Annotated in this window: 23 protein-coding genes; 14 read left to right on the forward strand and 9 right to left on the reverse strand. The window is 53.9% G+C overall.

Annotated elements, in window-relative coordinates; translation table 11 throughout:
- The first annotated feature begins 6 nt into the window (after positions 1–6).
- Positions 7–618 (forward strand): response regulator, encoded by a 612-nt coding sequence (locus F608_RS0118250; RefSeq protein ID WP_244154331.1) that lies wholly within the window; start codon positions 7–9, stop codon positions 616–618.
- Between the two features lie 16 nt (positions 619–634).
- On the opposite strand, the gene F608_RS0118255 is transcribed toward F608_RS0118250, so the two are convergent.
- A complete protein-coding gene (locus F608_RS0118255; protein ID WP_022667100.1) occupies positions 635–1,921 on the reverse strand; it encodes a nickel pincer cofactor-dependent isomerase, group 22 in 1,287 nt (428 codons plus the stop codon).
- Positions 1,922–2,110: 189 nt separating this feature from the next.
- Here F608_RS0118255 and F608_RS0118260 point away from each other — a divergent pair, with 189 nt between their 5' ends.
- Complete coding sequence (locus F608_RS0118260; protein WP_022667101.1) at positions 2,111–3,115, forward strand: TAXI family TRAP transporter solute-binding subunit; 1,005 nt, start codon at positions 2,111–2,113, stop codon at positions 3,113–3,115.
- A gap of 147 nt (positions 3,116–3,262) precedes the next feature.
- Positions 3,263–5,176 carry a TRAP transporter permease gene (locus tag F608_RS32515; protein WP_022667102.1) on the forward strand — a complete coding sequence of 638 codons (1,914 nt, stop codon included), beginning with the start codon at positions 3,263–3,265 and terminating at the stop codon, positions 5,174–5,176.
- Positions 5,177–5,301: 125 nt separating this feature from the next.
- On the opposite strand, the gene F608_RS0118270 is transcribed toward F608_RS32515, so the two are convergent.
- The 3 genes from F608_RS0118270 to F608_RS0118280 are packed head-to-tail and all read right to left on the reverse strand — an operon-like array spanning position 5,302 to position 8,094.
- Positions 5,302–6,582 carry a TRAP transporter large permease gene (locus tag F608_RS0118270; RefSeq protein WP_022667103.1) on the reverse strand — a complete coding sequence of 427 codons (1,281 nt, stop codon included), beginning with the start codon at positions 6,580–6,582 and terminating at the stop codon, positions 5,302–5,304.
- Position 6,583: 1 nt separating this feature from the next.
- Positions 6,584–7,057, reverse strand: a complete 474-nt coding sequence (locus F608_RS0118275) for a TRAP transporter small permease (protein ID WP_022667105.1) — start codon at positions 7,055–7,057, stop codon at positions 6,584–6,586.
- 8 nt (positions 7,058–7,065) lie between these two features.
- Positions 7,066–8,094 carry a DctP family TRAP transporter solute-binding subunit gene (locus tag F608_RS0118280; protein WP_022667106.1) on the reverse strand — a complete coding sequence of 343 codons (1,029 nt, stop codon included), beginning with the start codon at positions 8,092–8,094 and terminating at the stop codon, positions 7,066–7,068.
- Between the two features lie 311 nt (positions 8,095–8,405).
- Here F608_RS0118280 and F608_RS0118285 point away from each other — a divergent pair, with 311 nt between their 5' ends.
- From F608_RS0118285 to hypD, 6 genes are all read left to right on the forward strand, one after another.
- On the forward strand, positions 8,406–9,440 hold the full coding sequence (locus F608_RS0118285; RefSeq protein ID WP_022667107.1) for a hypothetical protein: 1,035 nt from the start codon (positions 8,406–8,408) through the stop codon (positions 9,438–9,440).
- A gap of 20 nt (positions 9,441–9,460) precedes the next feature.
- A complete protein-coding gene (locus F608_RS0118290) occupies positions 9,461–10,402 on the forward strand; it encodes a carbon-nitrogen hydrolase family protein (protein WP_022667108.1) in 942 nt (313 codons plus the stop codon).
- A gap of 210 nt (positions 10,403–10,612) precedes the next feature.
- Positions 10,613–11,416, forward strand: a complete 804-nt coding sequence (locus tag F608_RS0118300) for a histidinol-phosphatase (RefSeq protein ID WP_022667110.1) — start codon at positions 10,613–10,615, stop codon at positions 11,414–11,416.
- A gap of 198 nt (positions 11,417–11,614) precedes the next feature.
- Positions 11,615–12,385, forward strand: a complete 771-nt coding sequence (locus F608_RS32520) for a FadR/GntR family transcriptional regulator (protein ID WP_022667111.1) — start codon at positions 11,615–11,617, stop codon at positions 12,383–12,385.
- Positions 12,294–13,136 carry a glycyl-radical enzyme activating protein gene (locus F608_RS0118310; protein ID WP_084681189.1) on the forward strand — a complete coding sequence of 281 codons (843 nt, stop codon included), beginning with the start codon at positions 12,294–12,296 and terminating at the stop codon, positions 13,134–13,136. Before F608_RS32520 ends, F608_RS0118310 begins: the two co-directional genes overlap by 92 nt.
- Positions 13,137–13,138: 2 nt before the next feature.
- Positions 13,139–15,499 carry a trans-4-hydroxy-L-proline dehydratase gene (gene hypD, locus F608_RS0118315; protein ID WP_022667113.1) on the forward strand — a complete coding sequence of 787 codons (2,361 nt, stop codon included), beginning with the start codon at positions 13,139–13,141 and terminating at the stop codon, positions 15,497–15,499.
- 13 nt (positions 15,500–15,512) lie between these two features.
- Here hypD and tsaA read toward each other — a convergent pair whose 3' ends face one another.
- Genes tsaA through F608_RS0118330 form a run of 3 tightly spaced genes read right to left on the reverse strand, consistent with a single transcriptional unit; the run spans position 15,513 to position 16,905 of the window.
- Positions 15,513–16,223, reverse strand: coding sequence for a tRNA (N6-threonylcarbamoyladenosine(37)-N6)-methyltransferase TrmO (gene tsaA, locus F608_RS0118320; RefSeq protein WP_022667114.1), 711 nt, complete (start codon positions 16,221–16,223; stop codon positions 15,513–15,515).
- Between the two features lie 14 nt (positions 16,224–16,237).
- Positions 16,238–16,624 carry a type II toxin-antitoxin system VapC family toxin gene (locus F608_RS0118325; protein WP_022667115.1) on the reverse strand — a complete coding sequence of 129 codons (387 nt, stop codon included), beginning with the start codon at positions 16,622–16,624 and terminating at the stop codon, positions 16,238–16,240.
- On the reverse strand, positions 16,621–16,905 hold the full coding sequence (locus tag F608_RS0118330; RefSeq protein ID WP_208599543.1) for a type II toxin-antitoxin system Phd/YefM family antitoxin: 285 nt from the start codon (positions 16,903–16,905) through the stop codon (positions 16,621–16,623). The genes F608_RS0118325 and F608_RS0118330 overlap by 4 nt, the downstream gene beginning before the upstream one ends.
- Positions 16,906–17,024: 119 nt before the next feature.
- Here F608_RS0118330 and F608_RS0118335 point away from each other — a divergent pair, with 119 nt between their 5' ends.
- Positions 17,025–17,852 (forward strand): alpha/beta hydrolase, encoded by an 828-nt coding sequence (locus F608_RS0118335; RefSeq protein ID WP_022667117.1) that lies wholly within the window; start codon positions 17,025–17,027, stop codon positions 17,850–17,852.
- A 64-nt stretch (positions 17,853–17,916) separates the two neighbouring features.
- On the opposite strand, the gene F608_RS0118340 is transcribed toward F608_RS0118335, so the two are convergent.
- Positions 17,917–18,108, reverse strand: a complete 192-nt coding sequence (locus tag F608_RS0118340; protein ID WP_022667118.1) for a hypothetical protein — start codon at positions 18,106–18,108, stop codon at positions 17,917–17,919.
- Positions 18,109–18,229: 121 nt separating this feature from the next.
- On the opposite strand from F608_RS0118340, the gene F608_RS32525 reads away from it, so the two are divergent.
- Entirely contained in the window at positions 18,230–19,198 is a 969-nt protein-coding gene (locus tag F608_RS32525) for a LysR family transcriptional regulator (RefSeq protein ID WP_022667119.1), read from the forward strand.
- A gap of 40 nt (positions 19,199–19,238) precedes the next feature.
- Here F608_RS32525 and F608_RS0118350 read toward each other — a convergent pair whose 3' ends face one another.
- Positions 19,239–20,012 (reverse strand): enoyl-CoA hydratase/isomerase family protein, encoded by a 774-nt coding sequence (locus F608_RS0118350; protein ID WP_022667120.1) that lies wholly within the window; start codon positions 20,010–20,012, stop codon positions 19,239–19,241.
- Positions 20,013–20,224: 212 nt separating this feature from the next.
- Here F608_RS0118350 and F608_RS0118355 point away from each other — a divergent pair, with 212 nt between their 5' ends.
- The 3 genes from F608_RS0118355 to F608_RS0118370 all read left to right on the forward strand — a co-directional run bounded on the left by F608_RS0118355 (position 20,225) and on the right by F608_RS0118370 (position 22,504).
- On the forward strand, positions 20,225–21,247 hold the full coding sequence (locus F608_RS0118355; protein WP_022667121.1) for a ketopantoate reductase family protein: 1,023 nt from the start codon (positions 20,225–20,227) through the stop codon (positions 21,245–21,247).
- Between the two features lie 177 nt (positions 21,248–21,424).
- Entirely contained in the window at positions 21,425–21,634 is a 210-nt protein-coding gene (locus tag F608_RS0118360; protein ID WP_022667122.1) for a dodecin family protein, read from the forward strand.
- Between the two features lie 252 nt (positions 21,635–21,886).
- Positions 21,887–22,504 carry a LysE family translocator gene (locus F608_RS0118370; protein ID WP_022667124.1) on the forward strand — a complete coding sequence of 206 codons (618 nt, stop codon included), beginning with the start codon at positions 21,887–21,889 and terminating at the stop codon, positions 22,502–22,504.
- Positions 22,505–22,532 lie beyond the last annotated feature (28 nt).

Below are 22,532 nucleotides of genomic sequence, written 5' to 3' on the forward strand. Positions count from 1 at the left end.
GAGGGGATCCGGAAAGAAGACCTTGATCATGTTTTCGAACCCTTCTACACCACCAAGATCATGGGAAAAAGCGGTTCCGGGCTGGGAATGGCAGTGGTCTGGGGAACGGTGACGGACCACAAGGGTATAATCGACATCCAGAGCGAAGTGGGCCGGGGGACCCGGGTAGACATCCATTTTCCAGCCGGCCGGTATGAAACTCTTCCTGAGGCCCGGGAGATTCCGGAAGTCATCGATTCTGGCCAAAAAAGGATCCTGGTGGTGGATGACCTGGAAGATCAGCGGACCATCACCCTGGGGATGTTGAAGCGCATGGGATTCAATGCCACGGCCGTGAACAGCGGGGAGGCCGCCATAGATCTTTTATCCCGGAGCCGCTTTGACCTGTTGATACTGGACATGCTCATGGAACCGGGGATCGACGGGTTGGAAACCTTTCACAGGAGTCTCAGGTTCAATCCGGACCAGCAGGCCGTGATCGCATCCGGCTTCAGTGAGCAGGAGCACATCAAGGAGGTAAAGACTCTGGAAAACTGCCGGTATCTTAAAAAGCCTTTTCTGCTCAATGATCTCAGACGGGCGGTTCAGGAGGCCCTGGAGGCATCGGAGAAGAGCTGAATGGCAATTGGTTTGTCTAAAAAACCGGATTCAGGTCACCGGCAGGAGTAAATTCCAGTCGGTTTTTATTTCCGATCCGGGCCTGGGGGATTGCCTCTGCCTCCTTGATCAATGCCCGGCTGACCAGAAAATCCATGGTATGCATGGTGTCCTTGATGATCACGGCCCGGACATGGTCCGGGTCAACGGGTCCGATGGTCTGGAATGACGCCTGGACAGCCTTTTCCTCGGTGGGAAGCCGGACCGGAATAAAGGCCTTTCTCAGGGACATGGAGGTCAGGGCGTTCATGAGGGTGGCTTCGTAGTCCATCTCCTGGAATACTTTTTCCGTGATAATGTCTGCATTTCCCAGGCCGATGGCGTTTCCGGCGGTTCCGGCCGACAGCCCCAGAATCGTCACCCGCCTGGCTTTCAGGCTTTTTGAAAAATCGTCTTCCATGAAATCATAGGTCCGCCCCGTGACATTGGGATCCATCCCGGCACCGCTGATCTCCTTGCCGATCTGCTGAATGACCAGGATATCGATGTCCTGAAAGGGCAGGCCGGGGAAATGGGCCTTTGCTTTTTCCAGGAGCAGGGGCTCTTTTTGGGCGATTTCCCGTGCCGGGACAACCTCCACAGCCAGGGTCCGGTCAAGCTGATCCTCCACGATTCCGATGCCCAGGCAGAGATTGGACCTGGCAACGATTTCATCTCCCATTTTTTTTAGGAGATCAAAGAACCCGTATTTCAGGGCCATGTTGTGATAGACCAGGGCCCCCTGGTGCTTGCCCATCCCCACCACCATCATCTTGTAGAGTCCGCTTTCCATGGGGCCCTTGAACTTTGTGTGGGGCTTGATCCGGTTGATGCAGATGGAATGGTCCGCCTCAAGGGCTTTTGAAGAGAAAAGTACGGGCACATCACCCAATATTCTGGAGATCTCTTTTACATCCATTTCCGGATGGATCCGGGCCTTGCATTCTTCCGGACAGATCCCCAGTTTTTCTAACACCCTTACCTGGCCCCGGGGGGTTGCACTTCCGTGACTGCCCATGGACGGGATGATCCAGGGAACCGCCCCTTTTTTCCGGATGCATTTACAGATGCAGGAAATAAACTCACTGATATTGGCGATCCCCCGGGAGCCCACGCCCAGGGCAACGGTCTGACCCGGGCAGACCCGGACCCGGTCAAGGGCCGGCATCAATTGTTTTTCCACTTCCCGGACCGGATCCCGGAGCAGATTGGCAGGAGGGGTCAGCCGGACCCGGAAAAAATCGGGAAAAGAAAATTTTCCTTCAATATAGTCTGGATATCGCATTGGGTTTTTTCCTATTTCTTCCTGGAATCTTTGGGGACAAAAAAAGAGTTGACAAGATCAAATCCCTTAAATAACTAGGATAGATGTCTGACTGCCTGTGGTCGTATATCACAGAAACTTGGGATGAGTAAAGCCCCGGGTAAGCGTTTCAATTTCATTCATTGATTTTTAATTAGTCGAGGAGGTTCCATGTTTAAAAAAGCCTTATTTTCATTGATCGCATTTACTCTGATTTTATCTTTCCATGCTGAGAAATCCCAGGCCAAAGACAGCCTGATCCTGGCCACGGCCACAACCGGCGGGACCTACTACCCGGTGGGCGTTGCCATCGGCACCCTGACCAGCATCAAACTGGCCAAGAAATACCAGATCACCATGACGGCCATTAACTCCGCCGGATCCGGCGAAAATGTCCAGATGCTGAAAAACAAGGAGGCCCAGCTGGCCATTCTCCAGTCCCTTTTCGGGCTGAATGCTTACAAGGGCATGGGGCCTTACAAGGGAAAAGCGGTAAAGGATTTCAGGTCCGTCAGCATGCTCTGGGAAAATGTGGAGCATTTCCCCCTGAATCAAAAAGCCGTAAAGAGCGGCACCATCTCCGACCTTGCCCGGATCAAGGGAGAGAAGTTCTCCATCGGCAAACGGGGATCCGGAACCGAAGGCTCAGGCAGAACCCTGATGGCGGCCCTGGGGATCGATCCTGAAAAGGATATGGTCCTGGAGTTTCTGGGATATACCCCCAGTGCCCAGGCCATGATGGACAACAGGATCATCGGGGCCAATATCCCTGCCGGCGTACCGGCCGCCGCCATTACCCAGCTTTTTGCCCAGATGGGCGATAAAAAGGTAAAGGTCCTTGATTTCACCGACGAACAACTGGCCGTTATCCAGAAAAAATACCCCATCTGGAACCGGTACGTGATCCCGGCGGGCACCTATCCCGGTCAGAAAACAGAGATCAATACCATTTCCCAGCCCAACTTCCTGGCGGTTCACCCCGATGTATCCGAAGAAACGGTGTATCTGATCACCAAAACCATCTATGAAAACCTGCCCTTCCTGGCCAATATCCACAAGGCCACCAAGGTCATGAACATCAAGAAGGCCATTGCCGGCCTGCCCGTGCCCCTGCACCCGGGTGCAGCCAAGTACTACAGGGAAGTGGGCATCGATATTCCGGCTTCATTATTGTAAATGTCAAAATCGGATTTTCTCCAGACCTGCCCTGTTTAGGGGCGGTCTGGAGACCCCCCGGGATCATCGGATCTGCCGGGCAGACAAAATTGCTGAAGATAAAATTAGACAACGGACTTGGATTTTCAACCTAAGGCGGCAGGTGCTATGACAGACAGCGACACCGTAAAAGAGACAAACGGCGAAGGCATCGTCATCCGGAAAAAGCTGTCCGGAAAAATGGAAACCCTGCTCTACTGGACCGGGGTTCTCATGGCCGCCTTCCATCTATGGGTCAATACCGTGGGGGTCATGCCCGAGATCCAGCGAAACGCACTCCACTTCGGGTTTATCCTGTTCATGGGATACCTGGTCTATCCCTTTAATCAGCGGTTTGCCTCAAAGCTGACGTGGATCGATTTTATCCTGGCAATCCTGTCCGTGTTTGCCGCCCTTTATCTCCTGGTTTTCGAAGACGCCCTCCATGCCAGGAACGAGGTCCCCATCCTTTCAGACCTGATTTTTGCCGGAATCGCAGTGGTCCTGATGCTGGAGATCACCCGGAGAACCGCAGGCTATATCATTCCGGGGCTTGCCGTTGTATTCCTGGGATATGCCCTCTGGTTCGGCCGGTACATGGAAGGCATGTGGAGTTTCCCCGGGGTGAGCCTTACCCGCATGCTCTACAGGATGTACTTTGCGCCGGACGGAATCTTCGGCACCATTGCCACCATTTCCTCCACCTTTGTTTTCTTGTTCGTTCTTTTTGCCGCCTTTCTACTCAAATCCGGGGCCGGGGATTTTATCATCCGGCTCTCCGTGGCCGCGATGGGGAAAATGGTCGGGGGACCGGCCAAGATGGCCGTGTTCGCTTCGGGTCTCATGGGGTCCATCTCCGGCTCTGCCGTTGCCAATACCGTGGGTACGGGCTCCATCACCATTCCTTTGATGAAACGGGTGGGCTTTTCCGCCCGGTTTGCCGGGGGAGTGGAAGCGGCCGCCTCCACCGGGGGGCAGCTCATGCCGCCCATCATGGGGGCGGGTGCCTTTATCATGAGCCAGTGGACCCAGATCCCTTATCTCAAGATTGTTGGGGTGGCTGTTATCCCGGCCTTGCTCTATTTTCTGAGCGTGGCCTTTTTCGTCCATCTCAGGGCCAGAAAGGATAACCTTAAGGTGATGGAGGACCATGAAATCCCAAGGCTTGCTGATGTGCTCAGGGAAGGCTGGCACTTTTTCATTCCCCTGGGGGTCCTCATCGGCCTGCTCATGTCCGGGTTCACCCCCACCTATGCGGCCTGTGCCGGCATTGGTTCCATTGTGGGGGCTTCCTGGCTGAACAAGAAGACCCGCATGGGCGTAAAAGACGTTCTGGATGCCTGCGACCAGGGGGCAAGGTCCATGGTGACCACCGGGGTGATCCTGCTCTGCTCCGGCATCGTCATCGGCGTGGTTCTCATGGTGGGGGCCGGGATCAAATTCTCCATCATGATCTCCGGCATTGCCGGGGGCAGCCTCATCATTACCATTGTCCTCATTGCCCTGGCCTCCCTGATCCTGGGCATGGGACTGCCCGTCACCGCATCCTATATCGTTCTGGCCGTGCTGGCCGCCCCCTCCCTGGAGATGCTGGGGGCCTCCCTCATCGGCGCCCACATGCTGATCTTCTGGTACTCCCAGGATGCCAATGTCACCCCTCCGGTCTGCCTGGCCGCCTACTCCGCCGCCGGCATATCCGGAAGCCCGCCCCTGGCTACGGGTCTGGAATCCTGGAAACTGGCCAAGGGCCTTTATATCATTCCCCTTTTATTTATCTATACCCCCATCCTTTTTGAGGGAAGTCCCTGGGAGGTGGCAGAGGTCAGCCTGTCGGCCGCCGTTGCCCTGTTCAGCTTTGCCGTGTTTTTTGAGGGATATCACCGCCGGCCCTTGAACTGGTTTTTCCGGCTGGGGTACGCAGGGGCCGGGGTCATGATGATCTGGCCTCTGATCTGGCTCCACGGGACCGGGCTGATCCTCTTTGTCCTGCTGGCCTTTGCCCAGGGCAGGGACTTAAGGGCCGGCCCATCCGTCCGGGGATAGGAGGGCAGGGGGTGGAGAAAGAACGATTTAAAAAGATTCCCGGGCAGAAGGTCGGTGTTAAGATGTTCAACCCGATCAAGGGGCGGATCATCTCGAATTTGCTTCTTCCAGAATTACCGGAAGGCTTACATCAGGCCGAAAAATCTGGGAATGAAAAGGGATAAAGCCGGAAATGCTATAACCACCAGGAGGGTGAATATCATGGCAAGCACCATGGGCCAGACCGCTTTAAAGGTATCTTCCAGACGGATTTCTGCCAGCTGGGTGGTGACGTAGAGATTTACCGCCACGGGCGGGGTAAACTGGCCGATGGCCAGGTTAAGGGTCATGACCACGCCGAACCATACCGGATCCCACCCGTAAAGGTCCATGACGGGCAGAAAAATGGGCAGAAAAATATAGAAAATGGAGATGGCGTCCATGAGCATGCCCCCGGCAAAGATCAAAAGATTGATGATCAGGAGCACCACCCACTCATTGGTGCTGATCCCCATGACCAGTCCGGCCATGGCGTCAAGGACTCCCACGGTGGAACCGGCCCAGGAAAAAAGCCCGGCAAAGGCAACGATGAGCATGACAATGGCCGAGGCTTCACTGGCATCGGCCAGGATCCGGTAAAAGCTTTTCAGGCTCAGGGTCCGGTAAATGACAAACCCCAGGAGAAGACTGTAAAAAACAGCCACCACGGCGGCCTCCGTGGGGGTGAAAACCCCTCCGTAAAGCCCTCCCAGGATGATCACCGGGGCCAGCAGCCCCCAGAAAGACTCCCTAAAGGATTTTCCCAGGGAGATCCTCTCCTCGCCCTCCTTTTCCGAGCCATACCCCTTTTTTCTGGCCATCCAGATGGCCGGGATCAAAAGGGACATGCCTGCAAGAAATCCGGGAACCGCTCCTGCCGCGAACAGGGCCGGTACCGAGGTGTTGGTAATGGCCCCGTAGATGATCAGGGCAATGGAGGGAGGCACGATAATGGCTGTGGAGCCGGCTGCGGCAATCAGGGCCGCGCTGTACCCCCGGCTGTATCCCTGGGCGAACATGGCCGGGATGAGAATGGCCCCGATGGCTGCCGAGTCGGCAGGTCCCGAGCCCGACACCCCGCCGAAAAAAACACAGACCCCGATGGCCACGATGGCAAGTCCCCCTCTCCTGCGTCCCACCAGGATATTGGCGAACCGGATAATCTTCTGGGAAATGCCGCAGCGTTCCAGGATAAAACCGGCCAGGATAAAAAGGGGTATGGCCAGAAGGGGGAATTTAGCGATGCCGGCAAAAAAGTTGGGAGCGATCACCGGGGTGCCCAGATCGGCAAGCCAGATGATCATAAACGAGGGTACGGCCACGGCCACGGCAATGGGTGCCCCTAAAAGAAGGAGAATCAGAAAGGAGACAAAGAGCCCGATTCCCATATCAGCTCCACCCCTTTATGTCTTCTGCTATGGTCTGGATGATCCGTCCCACGATCATGACGCATCCGATGGGAATACAGACCGTATAGATCCACTGGGGAATATTCAGGGACTCCGAGGTGATTTCCAATAATCGTTCATCCATGAGCTGCATATGCCCGAGAACTCCGAGGACGGCAAACAGGCCTGCAGACAGCAGTCCGATGGCCACATGGAGAACCCGGCGCAGAACCAGGGGAAACCGGTCCTGGAAAAAGAGCATGCTCAGATGCCGCCGGCGCCGGAATGCGCAGGAAGTGCCGAACATGGTCAGCCAGACCAGGGCATTCACCTCCAGTTCTTCGGTGAATGCCAGGGGATATTGAAAAAGATAGCGGGTGATCACATTGGCAAAGGCCAGCAAGGCCATGATCCCGAGAAGAGACGCCCCGAGCACCTCCTCAATGTGTCCCGCTATCCAGCGCAGGTTAAACACGGGATTTCCTAACGGGAGGCCTCGACAATGGTCCGGGCCTTGTTGACAAGGTCGGTGCCGATGACGGGGATCCATTTTTTATAGACATCCTTGGTTTTGGCCTTAAATTGATCCCGGGTGGCCCTGTCCAGTTCCACCACTTCCATGCCGTTCCGGCGGAGGGTATCCAGGGCGCTCAGATCCGGGGCAATCAGTCCTTTCCGGACCACTGCCCTCTGCTCTTCTGTGGCTTTTACGGCCGCCTGTCTGATGACCTCCTGATCTTCGGGGGTAAAACCTGCCATGACCTTGTTGTTCACCGTGAGCATCAGAGGATCAATCACATAGCGCCAGATGGTGGCATACTGATGAAACTGCCAGATCTTCACCGGTATCTCTATGGCCACAACCGGGTTTTCCTGACCGTCTACCACGCCCTGCTGAAAGGCCACCTGGGCATCTCCCCAGTTCATATTCACGGGATTGGCGCCCATGGCTTTCATGGTTTCAATGAAAATGGGGGTTCCCACCACCCGGATCTTCAGGCCTTCAAGATCCTTGGGCACTTTAATGGACCGCCTGGAATTGGTGATTTCCCTGAATCCGTTCTCTCCCCAGCCCAGGACGGTTACCCCTTTGGCCTGGATCATGGCTTCAAGTTCTTTTCCCACCTCTCCCTGGGTGACCGCATCCAGGGCCTTGTAATCGGGGAAGAAAAAGGGCAGGTTGAAAAGGTTAAGGGGCTTGATGGTGGTGGACCAGTTAATGGTGGAGGCAAAGCAGAAATCGGCCACCCCCTGGCGGTGAATCAGAAATTCATTGGTCTGTTTTCCGGCCATGAGAGAAGAAGAGGTATATACCTTGATGTTGATTCTTCCGTCGGTCCCTTCCCTGACCAGCTCGGCAAACCGGGTGGCACCCGCTCCCCAGGGCAGCTTGGGGCCGACCACCACGCTCATCTTGTATTCTTTTTTATACTTTGTACCTGCCAAAACGGCGGATGGGAAAACCATTGCCAGGCTGATTGCAGCAATGAACACCATCAGACGGATTCTCATGTTACCTCCTTTATGAATTCCTCAACTTAAGGTTTGTGTATTCCTTAAAAAGGAATAAAATTTTGTTATGATAGTAAAAACAGGCAAATCCGTCAATATAAACAGGCTCGATCTTTTCATTATTTTGAGGAGGGAGAGATCCTTGGACTGAAACGGATAAGGATAGTAATCCGGAACCGTTAATCCGACCCCGGATTTTCCGCCTGAAGACCAACAGGTTTTCCCATTCTTGATTTTGACACGGTCAGGCAGATGGCCTATACTCCACGGATACGCGGGCAAGATTTTCCCACGGGCAAGGGGGATATCCTTTGATTGAATTTAAAAAAGCAGAGATTGAGGCAGAGTTTTCAGATCCTTCGGGCAAGCCGGTCCAGAGGATTATCGAGGTGCGCACAGATCCCGTCACCTTAAAAAAGTCCAGAATCACCCCCCACCGGTCCCTTGAAAAGGAACGGGGCACGGATCGGCTTTACTCCCCTCCTGAATCGGATCTCATTGAGGAAAAATGTCCCTTCTGCCCCGGAAACCGGGATTCCATGGTCCCCCGCCTCAAACCGGAGATCAGCAGAAGCGGACATCTGGTATACAACCGTTCCGTTCTTTTTCCAAATCTGTTTCCCTATACGGAATGGTCGGCCGTGTCCCTGTTTGACGATACCCACCATGTGGAGGTCGGCACTGCCGAGCCTGATTCCTACGGGGACTGCTTCATCAACTGCTCCCGATACCTTGAACGGGTGATTCATACGGATCCCAGGGCCCATTACATGTCCATCACCCAGAACCACCTGCCCGGAGCCGGCGGTTCCCTGGTCCATCCCCATCTCCAGGTTCATGCCACCCGGGAGTGTTCAAATCTCCATGGTCTGATCCGGAACAGGGCCCGGGAATATGAGGCCGAGTACGGGAACTCTATTTTCTCCGACCTGATCTCGGCTGAAAAAGCGGCAGGGGAAAGATATATTGGTGCGACCGGCTCATGGGAGTGGATTGCCGCCTTTGCCCCCTCCGGGTTCTATGAGATCTGGGGGATATCCCCGGACAATGGTTCTCTTTTGATCCCCCAAGAAAAAAAGGTCTGGCAGGATCTTGCCCGGGGCGTGATTAAGGTCCAGCAATTTTATAAGAGCCTGAACCGGAATTCCTATAATCTTGCCCTCATCTCCGTTGAAGATGCCACTTCCTTCCCCAGTCTCAGGGTAAGCCTGACCGCACGGTCCAGCTATGCCCCCTGGGTGAGAAGCGATTTTACCGGGTTTGAAATCTCCTCCGGAGAGATGGCCACCTTTACCCGGCCGGAGTCGGTGGCTGAAATGGCCCGGAAATTCTGGCAAACTACCTGAAAAACGAAAGGCGGAAAATAATGAAACCAGTCAGAGTGTCTGTTGTCCAGGCCGCGCCTGTCTTATTTGATAAGGCGGCCACCAGTGAAAAGGTTGTTGAGTTGATTCGGCAGGTCCGGCAGGAGAAGAGTCAACTGGCTCTCTTTCCCGAGGCCTTTATCCCGGCCTATCCCCGGGGATTCAGCTTCGGCATGAAAATAGGCTCCAGGAGCGAACCGGGCCGGCTTCTGTACGAACGGTATTGGAACAATGCCATTGAGGTCCCGGGTCCTGAGACGGATATGCTCGCAGAGACCGCCAAAGAGGCCGATCTGTTTTTATCCATCGGTGTCATCGAAAGGGAGGGGGACTTTGGCAGGGGCACATTGTTCTGCACCCAGCTTTATTTTGATCCCCGGGGCAATTTCATGGGAAAACACCGGAAACTCAAACCCACGGGATCGGAGAGACTGATCTGGGGAGAGGGGGATGGGTCCACTCTGCCGGTCTTTAACACCTCCATAGGCAGAATCGGCGGATTGACCTGCTGGGAAAATTATATGCCCCTGGCCCGGATGGCCATGTACGGCAAGGGCGTTCAGATTTATATGGCGCCCACGGCAGACTCCAGGGAAACCTGGCAGGCAACGGTCCGTCACATTGCCTGTGAGGGCCGGTGTTTTGTCCTGGGGTGCAACCAGTACGTGACCCGTGACATGTATCCCAGGAATCTTGAGACCATTGAAGAACTGGATGACCAGCCCGAGGAAATCTGTCCGGGAGGAAGCGTCATTGTGTCGCCCTTTGGCGATATCCTGGCCGGCCCGGTGTTCGGATCCGAGGATATTTTGACGGCAGACCTGGATTTTTCCCTGATCACCAGGGGAAAACTGGATTTTGATGTGGCAGGCCATTATGCCCGGCCCGACGTGTTTCAACTGACCGTCAATGAGAAAGGGGCAAAACCTGTCAAGTTTGAATAGGATAATGAGATGAGGGAGTGGAAAAGATTTATTATCCTGTTTTCCGCCCTTCCGGGGGATTTTGATCTGATCCGCCGGAATCTGCCCATGCCGGCCACCTGACTCTGCTGTTCGGTCTTATCCGGGAAAGGGATCAAATCCAATCCGGAACTAATAAAGAGTTGGTAAAATAATTTTGAATTTGAGACTGGAAAAAGGATGCATTTGAACATGGACATACTCAGCGATCTGCACACCCACTCCCTGTTTTCCGACGGAAGGGCCTCCATTGATACCATGGCCGGAACCGCTGCTGAAAAGGGCTTAAAAGTCATCGCCGTCACGGATCACATGCCCCTGCCCTTTGAGACCCGTTATGCCATGGATATGGATAAAATTGAGTTGTACCGGAACCAGATCCACCAGGCCCGGCAGAAGTACAAGGACCGGATCAAAGTACTTGCCGGGCTTGAAATGGAATTCTCCCCTGAACTTTCCGGATGGATTGAACCCATGGTCAACCTGGGCTGGGATCACCTGATCGCATCGGTCCACGGCCTTTTTGTGGATGGAAAACCCCATCTGATCAACGGTAACAGACAGGAGTTTGACAAGGCCCTGTTTACGGTATTTAACGGCGACATCCAGTCCCTGTGCCGCCACTACTTCACCACCCTTCAGCAGGCCTTTGAAACCGGGTGGTTTGATGCGGCAGGCCATTTGGATGTGGTCAAAAAACATAATGAGGGATTTTTCAGGGAAAGTGATCCCTGGTACCGGAAACTGGTCCTGGAGACCCTTGAGACCCTCAAAAAGATGAATATGAAAATGGAGATCAATACCTCCGGCCTGATTCAATTCCCCAAAGAACAATACCCGAGCCTCTGGATCATTCGCCGGGCCGTTCAAATGGGAATCCCCCTGGTATTCGGTTCAGACTCCCACCGGCCAGATACCCTTGGCCAATCCTTCCACGCCCTGGCGGCCGGGATTTCTTTGGAGATGAAAAATCCGGCTGCGGTCTCTTCTGTCTGAGGCCAGGATAATCCCGAAAAGCCGGGAACCTCTCTGTCCGAAGACTCTCTCTTCAGACCCATGCCGCCAAATCTGGAGTCCTGAAAATTCTTGACAGGGGTTTTTTAAAGGATTAAATTGTTAGACCGTTAAACAATTAAAAAAGAGTACAGGTATCGGTCACGGAAAAACCCGGGGACAAGATCTCCAAGGAGAAAGATGAATTTACAATTCAAAAAAATGAAACCCAAAAAATCCTACCAGCACGTGGTGGAGGAGATCCAGACCGCCATTGTCAACGGGGACCTGGATTCAGGTGAGCGCCTGCCGCCGGAGATGAAGCTCAAGGAGATGTTTGACACCAGCCGGGGAACCGTCCGGGAGGCCCTCCGGGTCCTGGAGCAGAAGGGCCTGGTCAGCATCCGGACAGGGGTGAAGGGGGGCGCGGTGGTCAAGGAGGCCAATGCCGAGGCCATGACAGACAGCATCGGGATCATGATCCGTCACCAGGGGGTCTCCCTGGATCATCTGGCCGAGTTCAGGAAACTCATGGAAGGGTACGTGGCCCGGGAGGCGGCCCGGACAGCCGGGAAAGGAGATGTCCGGCGGTTGAGATCAATTCTCTCCCAAATCAAAGATCTGGTCAACACCCGGCCCTCCGGCTGGGAAAAATTTCATATTCTGGACGCCCGGTTCCACCGGGAACTGGCCCGGATCGCGGCCAATCCACTGATCGAAACCAATCTTACAGCCATCCATGAAAATATAGAGACCTATTTCCATGAGTACCTGCCATTCAGCCGGGCTCTGCTGGAAGAGGACTGCAAGGACCTGGAAGAAATAGTAAGGGCCGTTGAAGATAAAAATGAAAGAAGGGCTGAAGAGATTGCCCGGCGCCATGTCAGCCGGTTTTCTTCCCTCATGGAAAAGAACCTGGAAAACCGGGAGGATAAGAACCTTCCGGGAAAAAAAACAGGTTCCCGTGGCTGAGATCCGGGACAGGATATTCAGGATCCAGCGCTACTCGGTCCATGACGGGCCCGGTATCCGGACCACCCTGTTTTTCCAGGGCTGTCCCCTGTCCTGCCCCTGGTGCCACAACCCGGAAAGCCAGGCCATGGTCAAGGATTCCGGGTTTGAAAATGTCGAGGAGAGTCTTTCTTATCTGATCCGGGAAATTGAAAAAGATTTGATCTTTTACGATGAATCCGGGGGAGGTGTCACCTTTTCCGGGGGAGAACCCCTGTGCCAGCCTGATCTGCTCATGGGGCTGGCCCGGGCCTGCCGGGAGCGGGAGATCCATACCTGTCTGGACACCTCCGGGTTCGGGTCCAAAGAGATCCTTGAACAGGCCGCCGGGAGCGTCAACCTGGTCCTCTATGATCTCAAGATCATGGATGAGGGGGAGCACATGAAACTCATGGGAAAACCCCTGGAACCGATACTGGACAACCTGAAGATGCTGTCTGCAGGTAAGATTCCCGTCCGGGTGCGTTTCCCCCTGATCCCGGGGATGACGGATTCCCGGGAAAATATGGAAAAGATCATTGAATTCCTGGTTGGGCAGACCCGATACAGGGATGTCCATATTCTGCCCTTTCACAATACAGGCCAGGGAAAATATGATCGTTTGAACATGGAGTATAGACTAAACTACATCCAGCCTCCGGGAGAAGAAACGATTTCCAGGGTCAGGCAGATGTTTGAATCCGGCGGTTTATCCGCCATGATCGGAGGATAAAGATGAATTCAAGGGTTGAAAGATTAAGGCAGAAGAGCCTGGACCGGAAAGTGACTCTGTCCCATGAGCGGGCAGAACTGGTCACCCAATTTTATAAAACCCAGCCGGGCGTGGGAAAATCGGTTCCGGTCCAGCGGGCCCTGTGCCTGAAGCATATCCTCTCCACCAAGAAGATCTTTATTGACGACGGGGAACTCATTGTCGGGGAAAGGGCGCCCCAACCCAAGGCCGTGCCCACCTATCCTGAGATCTGTCTTCACTCCCTGGAAGATCTTGAGGTCCTGGACACCCGGCCCAAGGTAGCCTATGGGGTCAGCGACGAAACAAAAGAGATCTATGAGCAGGAGATCATTCCCTTCTGGAGGGGAAAGAGCATCCGGGAAAAGATATTTGCCTCCATGGATCCCTCCTGGATCGATGCATTTGAGGCCGGAATTTTTACCGAGTTCCAGGAACAGCGCTCTCCGGGGCATACGGCCGGGGGAGATCTGATTTACTCCAGGGGATTCAATGACCTGAAAGCAGATATCAAAAAGCACCTGGCAGGGCTGGACTTTTTTGAAGACCCGTCTGCCATGGACAGACAGGAGGTCTTACGATCCCTGGACATTGCAGCGGACGCCCTGATCCTCTTTGCCCGGCGCCATGCCAAAGCCCTGGACCGGCTGGCGGAAGAGGAAAAAGATCCCCAGAGAAAAGATGAGCTTGCAGAAATGGCGGCGGTTTGCCGCCGGGTGCCGGAGAACCGGCCCCGGACCTTTCACGAGGCCCTCCAGTATTATTGGTTCCTCCACGTGGGCATCATCACCGAACTCAACCCATGGGATGCGTATAACCCGGGCCGTCTGGACCAGAATCTCTATCCCTTTTACAAAAAAGATATTGAGGAGGGGCGCCTGACAAAAGAAAGGGCAAAAGAACTGCTTTCCTGTTTCTGGATTAAATTTCATAATCATCCGGCCCCTCCCAAGGTGGGGATCACGGCGAAGGAGAGCAATACCTATGTGGATTTCTGCCTCATCAATCTGGGGGGTGTCACCCCGGACAACCGGGACGGGGTCAACGATCTGACCTATCTGATCCTGGAGGTGATCCAGGAGATGAGGCTGCTCCAGCCCAGCTCCATGATCCAGGTTTCCCGGAAAAATCCGGACCGGTTCATCCGGCGGGCCCTGGACATCATTGCCACGGGATTTGGCCAGCCCTCCGTGTTTAACACCGACGCCATTGTCCAGGAGATGAGCCTCCAGGGAAAGAGCGTTGAGGATGCCCGGAAAGCCGGAGCATCGGGTTGTGTGGAGGCCGGGGCCTTTGGCCGGGAAGCCTATATTCTCACCGGGTATTTCAACCTGCCCAAGATCTTCGAAATTACCCTGAATAACGGCCTGGATCCCCGGACCGGAAAAAAAATCGGGCTTGAGACCGGCGATCCAAATACTTTTGATAGTTTTGATAAGCTTCTGGATGCCTATTCATCCCAGGTCCGTCATTTCGTGGATATCAAGATCAAGGGGTCCAACATCATCGAGCAGATCAATGCAAGGTATATGCCCGTTCCCCTGCTCTCCCTGGTCACGGAAGACTGCATCCAAAACGGGAAGGACTACAACCAGGGCGGGGCCCGGTACAACACCTCCTATATCCAGGGGGTGGGCATGGGAACCATCACCGACTGCCTGGCTGCCGTGAAGATCCATGTCTACGATCAAAAAAGCATGACCATGGCCGGTTTGAGAGCCGCCCTGGAAGAGGATTTCAAAGGCCATGACATCATCCGTCATCAGCTCTTGAAATCACCCAAGTACGGGAACGATAATCCTGTGGCCGACGGGATTCTCAGGCAGGTTTTTGATGTTTACCACAGAGCCGTTACGGGACGGCCCAATGCCCGGGGAGGGGTCTATCGGATCAACCTTCTGCCCACCACCTGCCATGTCTATTTCGGAGAGATCACCGGAGCCCTGCCCGATGGCCGGCAAAGTGGACTTCCCCTGTCCGAGGGGATTTCCCCGGTTCAGGGGGCGGATCACTGCGGCCCCACGGCCGTATTGAAATCTGCCGGAAAAATCGATCACCTACGCACCGGAGGAACCCTGCTCAACCAGAAGTTTCTGCCGGATTTCCTGGAAAACGAAACCGGCCGGACCGCCCTGGTTCACCTGATCCGGTCCTATTTCAAGATGGACGGCCACCATATTCAGTTCAACGTGGTGGATGAAAAGACCCTGAGAAAGGCCCAGAAAAACCCTGAAAATTACCGGGATCTCATCGTCCGGGTGGCCGGATATTCCGATTATTTCGTCGATCTGACCGAGGCCCTCCAGGAGGAGGTGATCTGCCGGACCGCCCATGCCGGCTCTTAACCCGAAGGGAGAATCAGACCGGATCCAGGGATATCACATGAATGGCCCGCCCCTTCTGGGTCCACTTCAGGTCAAAGTCAAAGAGTCGGATGCCGAAGATTTTATGGGAGTTCTTTGGAGATTCATCGTAATAGGCCGGTCTGGGATCCTGTTCCAGCACCTGGGTGATGAGGGTGATCAGGCCTGGGATCTCTTTTTCCCTTTCCCGGCACTGGGCCAGGGCCTGGGATGAAAATTCAATACAGAGATCTGATCCCGGAGCCTTGGGGGCAAATCCGCCCACAGAATCCTGAATGATATCTGAATAGGGCAGATAGGGCTTGATGTCGAGAATGGGGGTCTGGTCGAGAATGTCAGCCCCTTTAAGATGGAGAACCGGTCCCTGGTCTGTCTGCTCAATGGAGGTAAGACGGACTGCAGACATGCCTAAGGGGTTGGGCCGGAAAGGGGACCTGGAGGCAAAGACCCCCACTTTCTTATTGCCCCCCAGCCGGGGGGGCCTGACCATGGGCTGCCACTGGCCCGGCTTAGATCGATGAAAGACAAAGACCAGCCAGATATGGGAGAAGCCTTGAAGCTCCCGGACCGCCTCGGGGCTGGCAAATTCCGGTTCAAAGACCAGGAAGGAGGGGGCATCCTTGACCAGGTTGGGCTGCCGGGGGATGCCGAATTTTTCCTTGAAGCAGGAATGGATTCGGGCGATGGGGGTGAAGGTATATGTCATTGTTTCGTCTGAAATCACCAGAAAGAGCGGATCGGATACTGGGTGATCAAAGGGTCGGGGGTCAGGATCGTCAGGGAATGTTCAATGGCCTGGCAGATGAGCATACGGTCAAAAGGATCGTTGTGGGGAACCGGTAGTTTGCAAAGGTGCAGGGTGTCCCTTTCCGATAGATCCAGGGGAACGATGAAATGCCTTTTCCGTTCCTTTGGAATAAAGATGTCCGGCGGAATGGGGAGAGGCAGTTTGCCCAATCCATGTTTAACACCAATCTCCCAGGCGGAAACAGCACTCAGATAAATTTCATTTTCCGGCCTGGAAAAGACGTCTGCCGCCTTCGGGGAAAGCTGGTCAGATCCAATGGTCAGCCAGAGAAATGTGCAGGTGTCCAACAGAATCTTCACGAGTCTTCACCGTTAAAAACGGCAGCGATATCCTCCGGCAGGGGGTCAAAAAAGGCATCACTGATTTGAAAATCCGGATATTCTTTTCCGGCCAGGCCGATGGGACGTCTTTTTTTCGGCGGCGCCGCAATCGGCTTTAATTCGGCAACGGGGATATTGCGTTTGCAGACGATTACGGTTTCTCCATTGATGACCTTTGCAAGGCAGCGTGAGAAATGAGTCTTTATTTCATTGATATTCAAATTGATCATGGTCTGATTATAGCCCTTAAACTTGGTCATGTCAATGACCTGGTTATTGTCCGGTGTTGTCAATCTGATCCCGGATCCGTGTTGAAAACTCCTTTTCTTCCGCTGCGGTCTGTCGTATCCTGATTTCAATACATTAGGGGAGAAGACAGATGAAAATCATTGGAATCATTTTTGTTTTCGGCTTTGTTCTATTTGGAGTTCTCTACCTTTTTTCAAGGAAACTGCTCTACTTTCCGGCGCCCCTTGAGCCGGGGCGGCTCGACCATATCCGGAGCAGTCTCAAGGGGGTGGAGGAGATCTCTATTCCCGTTGCCCAGGGGGTGATTCTCCATGGATGGTTCATCAATAAAGATCTTGAACATCTGCCGGTCATCTTTTATTTCGGGGGAAATGCCGAAGAAGTTTCCCTGAACCTGGAGGAGTATTCTGCCAATCTGAACGCCAATGTCATCCTGGTCAACTACCGGGGATACGGAAAGAGTACGGGCAGGCCAAAGGAAAAGGATCTCAAGGCAGATGCCCTGGCCGTATACGATGCCATGGCCCGGCAGTTCCCCCTCACCCCCTCAGCCGTCATTGCCTGGGGCAGGAGCCTGGGATCGTCCATGGCCTGTTTTCTGGCCCTGGAAAGAAATCTCGGGGGCCTGATCCTGACCTGCCCCTTTGACAGCATTGAAAATGTGGCTGCATCCTATTACCCGGCCTGGCTGGTCCGGCTGGTTCTCCGGGACCGGCACCGGACCACGGATTATTCAGGCAAAATCCAATCAAATACCCTGGTGCTGGTGGCTGGCCGGGACGAAGTGATCCCGGCGAAAAATACCCTGGCCCTGTTTGACAGCCTTGGCTGTGAAAAAGAAAGGGTGGTCATGGAGAAGGCCGGCCATAACACCATTTCAGATTTTAAAGAGTATTTTGAGTCTGTGAACCGCTTCTGCTCCCAATTTAAACCCGGGCCTGCCTTGACCCGGGAATAGTATTCCAAAAAAGAATTTCAGATTCACAATCCAAATCTTTCCCGGTTGCGAATCGTCTAAGGGGTTACAGCAGACTCAATAAGAAGGAGAGAACACAGGCGTTCAGCATCCAGATCAGGACCTTGGCCGATGCCGGCCCCGGACGGGCGGGACCGGGGGCAAGGCTGAGGATGCCGTATCTGACAGGCCCGGAAGAATCTTCCGGTGTGAAAAGATAGATCAGGAGTCTCATCAGCCTTTTTATTATCCCTTTCATGGATGCACCTCCTTATCTGATTGGGTTTGTCGGGTCCAGCCGGGATCTTCTTTTCTCATTGAAAATATAAGACATCTGTTATATTAAGTAAAATTAAAACAATTAACTCTTAGGTTAAGCTATGTTAATGATTCCAGATCTGAACCGGGTCAAAATCTTTTACCATGTCTTCCATATCGGAAGTGCAGCCGGAGCGGCCAAGGAACTCAACATCAGCCCTTCCGCCGTGAGTCAGGCTTTGGCCAAGCTGGAGTCTGAGGTCAAGGCCCGTCTGTTTACCCGACTTCACCGCCGCCTGGTGCCTACTTCGGCCGGGAAGTCCCTGTTCTCCATTGTCTCTCCCTTTATCCGGGAGCTTGCGACTGGGATGGAAGGTATCCGGCAGTCCCGAAAGGTCCCGTCGGGAATGCTGAAAATAGGAGCTCCCAAAGAGTTTGGGAAAAATTATTTTCCCGGGATGTTTGCCCTTTTCCGGAAAACCTATCCGGCCGTGGTGTTTACCCTGACCCTGGCCGGTCCGGCCGAGATCCTGTCCATGATCTCTGGGGGGGAAATTGATTTCGGGCTGGTGGATATTTTCCTGACACGGGAACCCGTGTTCGGGGATCTGAGCCGGTACAGCATGGAGCCCCTGGTGGACGAAGAGGTCTGCCTGGCCTGTTCCGGGACCTATTACCGCCAGGCGATTAAGGAAGATCACTCTTTTGAAAACCTGGTCCAAAAGGAGTTTATCTCCTACCAGAGCTCGTCTCTGCCCCTGAAAAGCTGGTTCAAGCATCATTTTAACCGGTTTCCTGCCAACCTGAACCGGGTCATGACAGTGGACAGTCTTCAGACTGTGATCAACGGGATTAAGAACCATTTAGGCTTAGGAGTGGTTGCCGCTCACATGGTCCGGGAGGATATTGAAGACGGGAGTATTGTACCGGTGGGAACTTCCAGGGAGGATGTGATCAACACCATCGCCCTGGTCCAGCTCCAGGAGAAGATTCCCACCCTGACGGAAAAGACGTTCATCCGCTACATGAAGGAGGACATCAAGTCCTCCGGCTGTTTTGAAACTTTTCTGGATACCGGCTTCAGGCCCTGAAGGATTTGCATTCCCCTGGAGCCGGTTTTTTAAAATTCTTCTACCCCATCTTCCACTGGGGCGGTCGCTTTTCGAAAAAAGCCCTGACCCCTTCCTTGGCATCCTCTGTTGTGCAGAGCCGGGCAAAGGCCTCGTTCATATAGGCGAACTGGTCCTGGTAGCCCATGTCCTCGGAGGTATAAAATGCGGTTTTGGCGATCTGGACGGCGATGGGGCTCTTTTGAGCCAGGGTCTCGGCCCATTCCAGGGCTTTGGATTCCAGTTCGTCCAGGGGAGCGATTTTATTGATCAGGCCCAGGGCCATGGCCTGGTCCGCCTTTAACAGATCTCCGTACAGCAGGAGCTCAAGAGCCTTTTTCCGGCCCACGCATCTGGCCACCGGGATTACCGGGCCCACACAGTTGAGGCCCACGTTGATGGCGGTCAGTCCCATTTTGGCGTTGTCTGCGGCAATGACCAGGTCTGCCGAGGCGGCAAGCCCCATGCCGTTGGCGGCGGCAACTCCGTGAACCTGGGCAATGACCGGGGTTCGAAGTTTTGAGATGGATACCAGGGGCTGCTCCATTTTTTCGATCCATTCCCGGTATTCAACAGCGGTTTTCCCTTCCAGTTCATTGACATCGATACCGGCGCAAAAGGCTCTTCCCGCGCCTTTGATGAGAATCACCCGGACGGCAGGGTCTGTATCCAAATCCACCAGGGCCTGTTTGAGTTCGGCCGCCATGAGACTGCTGAAGGTGTTCATCTGTTCCGGACGGTTCAGTGTGATGATTCCGACGTGGGTCTCGGTCTTTTCAATGAGTATCTCTTCCATGGCCTCTTTCCTTTTCTTTAGAATGATAAGCGCAAATATACCCTTTGCTATAAAAATGGGGTGTTGATGGATCCGTGAATCAGCGTAGCACTTATGGAATGGGATGAAAAGGGGGGATCCGGATATTCTTTTCTATGGAAATCCAATGGGTTTGACAACTATTCTTTACCTGTAATAGATATTGGGTTTAGAGCGGATCAGGAGAAAAGCATATGAATCAAGGCAGCAAAAATTTGAAAGTAGCGGTTGTGGGGGCAGGGGCCATCGGCGGGATCTGTGCCGGGCTCATCGCCAAGGCGGGATACGATGTCCAGGTGGTTGTCAGGCGGCCGGAACATGCCGATGAGATCATGTCAAAGGGGATCCGTATTTCCGGGATCCGGGGCAGTCATCGGGTGAAGATTCAGGCGGTCTCCCGGATCGAAGATATGAAAGCCGACCGGGATGTTGTCCTGCTGGGGGTTAAGGCCACGGCCATGACGGATGTGGTTGAAAAGATGGACCTGAAGCCCTCTGCCGTGCTGGTTTCCCTCCAGAACGGATTCTGTGAACAGGCCCTGGCCCGGATCATCGGACCGGACAGGGTCATGGGCTGTGTGACCGGGTGGGGGGCCACCATGCACGGGGCCTGTGATCTGGAGATGACCTCTCTTGGGGATTTTATCCTGGGAAGCATGGATAATAAGGAAGATCCCCGCCTGGAACAGGTTCAAGAAATTTTAAACCATGTCCTTGAGACAAAGATCTCCCCCAATATCCAGGGAAGCCTCTACTCCAAGCTGATCATCAACTCCTGCATTACATCGACAGGGGCCCTGTGCGGCCTTGCCCTCGGTCCTATGCTGGCGAAAAAAAGAGTTCGGCAGGTTTTCCTGGAAATCATGAAAGAGGCCATGGCCGTTGCCCGGGGACTTGACATTAAAGTTGAGGTTTTCGCAGGCAGGCTCAATTATTATACCTTTTTAAAAGCCGGGGGGGCGTTTGCCGAGTGGAAGAGACATCTATTCTTAAGAATTCTGGGATTCAAATACAGGAGGCTGAAATCTTCCAGTCTCCAGTCCCTGGAGCGGGGCGAAAAAACAGAGATTGAATTCTTAACCGGGTTTATCACCTCCAATGCCCGAAACTTAGGCATACCGGTCCCCGTAAATGATCAGGTTCTGACCATGGTCAGGGAGATCGAAGCAGGCCGGCGGAAGATCTCTTCTGCCAATATTGATCAGATTCAATTCTGACCTTTTCCGGGATTCCAGCGGCCGGCTTAATCTGGAGATCCTGTAAAAAGCTTTTGACAACCTGGATTTTTTTTATATAATCAATACCAATTCCACGTCTCAACTGATCTGTGTATCACAGGACCACCATTTCGTCCGTCGCGCCATATCTTTAACTTTTTTAAGAGGAGGTGACCCATGACTGAAAGTGTTTACAAGATTATCGACCTTGTCGGTTCCAGCCCGACATCCTGGGAAGATGCCGCCGCCAAAGCCATTGAAAAGGCTTCCGGCTCCTTGAGGGATCTTCGGATTGCAGAGGTCCAGAAACTGGATATTAAAATCGAAGGCGGGAAACCGGCCCAGTTCAGGACAAATTTGAGACTCTCCTTTAAGTACCAGGACTAGTTTGAAATTTATCTTCGGCCGCAGCCGGGCTAGGCCTGTTAAAGGGTCCAGGCTCTGCTGCGGCTGTTTTTTATCTTCCCTGCCATGACCCCTTCCCCATGTTTTTAGGATTGAAGAGAACCCCTGTTTTGCATATAATGCCTTTTTCATCTTAACCGGATGCTGACACGGAGCCGATATGACAAAACCATGGGTCCCCGGGGACCTTGATTCCCAAGGCCGCTGTTTGGAAGCAGGGGAGAGAAATCTTCCATGATTCATTTCCTGACCATGGGAATCCTCCTGGGGCTGTCCGCCGGGCTTTCTCCGGGGCCTTTGCTGGCCCTTGTGGTCTCCGAAACACTCCAGCATGGGACAAGAGCCGGAATGCGGGTGGCCCTGGCTCCCGTGATCACGGATCTGCCCATTGTTCTGGCCGCCGTATTCCTGGTGTCAAGACTGGCGCATTTCAATGGGGTTCTGGGCATGATTTCCCTGGCCGGCGGGGGAGTGATCCTTTGGATGGGAATACAAGGGATCCGATCTTCCGGGATGGCCGTCCACGGGCGGTCCCAGCCGGACCGGTCTCTGGTCAAGGGGATTCTGGTCAATTTTTTAAGTCCCCATCCCTATCTTTTCTGGATCAGCGTGGGCGGCCCCGCCGTGATCCGGGCCAGGGAGGTGAGTCCTGCCGCTCCCCTTTTCTTTGTAGGCAGTTTTTATCTCCTGCTGATCGGTTCAAAGGTCGGACTCGCCCTGATTGCAGGCAAATCCAGAGTCTTTCTAAAGGGCCGGGCCTATATCTTTACCATGAAGGTCCTGGGATTTGCCCTTTGCCTCCTTGCCCTGGCCCTGTTCCGGGAAGGGTTCCGGCTTCTCGGTCTTTTATGAGATCTCAAAAAAGGGCAGCTTTTGACTT

The sequence above is a fragment of the Desulfospira joergensenii DSM 10085 genome, assembly GCF_000420085.1.
In the GTDB taxonomy this organism is placed as follows: Bacteria; Desulfobacterota; Desulfobacteria; order Desulfobacterales; family Desulfobacteraceae; genus Desulfospira; species Desulfospira joergensenii.

Excerpts from the sequence above, each read along its gene's own strand:
- F608_RS0118255 (WP_022667100.1), bottom strand. The coding sequence starts at position 1,921 with ATGCGATATCCAGACTATATTGAAGGAAAATTTTCTTTTCCCGATTTT.
- F608_RS0118260 (WP_022667101.1), top strand. The coding sequence starts at position 2,111 with ATGTTTAAAAAAGCCTTATTTTCATTGATCGCATTTACTCTGATTTTA.
- F608_RS32515 (WP_022667102.1), top strand. The coding sequence starts at position 3,263 with ATGACAGACAGCGACACCGTAAAAGAGACAAACGGCGAAGGCATCGTC.
- F608_RS0118270 (WP_022667103.1), bottom strand. The coding sequence starts at position 6,582 with ATGGGAATCGGGCTCTTTGTCTCCTTTCTGATTCTCCTTCTTTTAGGG.
- F608_RS0118280 (WP_022667106.1), bottom strand. The coding sequence starts at position 8,094 with ATGAGAATCCGTCTGATGGTGTTCATTGCTGCAATCAGCCTGGCAATG.
- F608_RS0118290 (WP_022667108.1), top strand. The coding sequence starts at position 9,461 with ATGAAACCAGTCAGAGTGTCTGTTGTCCAGGCCGCGCCTGTCTTATTT.
- F608_RS0118300 (WP_022667110.1), top strand. The coding sequence starts at position 10,613 with ATGGACATACTCAGCGATCTGCACACCCACTCCCTGTTTTCCGACGGA.
- F608_RS32520 (WP_022667111.1), top strand. The coding sequence starts at position 11,615 with ATGAATTTACAATTCAAAAAAATGAAACCCAAAAAATCCTACCAGCAC.
- F608_RS0118310 (WP_084681189.1), top strand. The coding sequence starts at position 12,294 with ATGTCAGCCGGTTTTCTTCCCTCATGGAAAAGAACCTGGAAAACCGGG.
- hypD (WP_022667113.1), top strand. The coding sequence starts at position 13,139 with ATGAATTCAAGGGTTGAAAGATTAAGGCAGAAGAGCCTGGACCGGAAA.
- tsaA (WP_022667114.1), bottom strand. The coding sequence starts at position 16,223 with ATGACATATACCTTCACCCCCATCGCCCGAATCCATTCCTGCTTCAAG.
- F608_RS0118330 (WP_208599543.1), bottom strand. The coding sequence starts at position 16,905 with ATGACCAAGTTTAAGGGCTATAATCAGACCATGATCAATTTGAATATC.
- F608_RS0118335 (WP_022667117.1), top strand. The coding sequence starts at position 17,025 with ATGAAAATCATTGGAATCATTTTTGTTTTCGGCTTTGTTCTATTTGGA.
- F608_RS0118340 (WP_022667118.1), bottom strand. The coding sequence starts at position 18,108 with ATGAAAGGGATAATAAAAAGGCTGATGAGACTCCTGATCTATCTTTTC.
- F608_RS32525 (WP_022667119.1), top strand. The coding sequence starts at position 18,230 with ATGTTAATGATTCCAGATCTGAACCGGGTCAAAATCTTTTACCATGTC.
- F608_RS0118350 (WP_022667120.1), bottom strand. The coding sequence starts at position 20,012 with ATGGAAGAGATACTCATTGAAAAGACCGAGACCCACGTCGGAATCATC.
- F608_RS0118355 (WP_022667121.1), top strand. The coding sequence starts at position 20,225 with ATGAATCAAGGCAGCAAAAATTTGAAAGTAGCGGTTGTGGGGGCAGGG.
- F608_RS0118360 (WP_022667122.1), top strand. The coding sequence starts at position 21,425 with ATGACTGAAAGTGTTTACAAGATTATCGACCTTGTCGGTTCCAGCCCG.
- F608_RS0118370 (WP_022667124.1), top strand. The coding sequence starts at position 21,887 with ATGATTCATTTCCTGACCATGGGAATCCTCCTGGGGCTGTCCGCCGGG.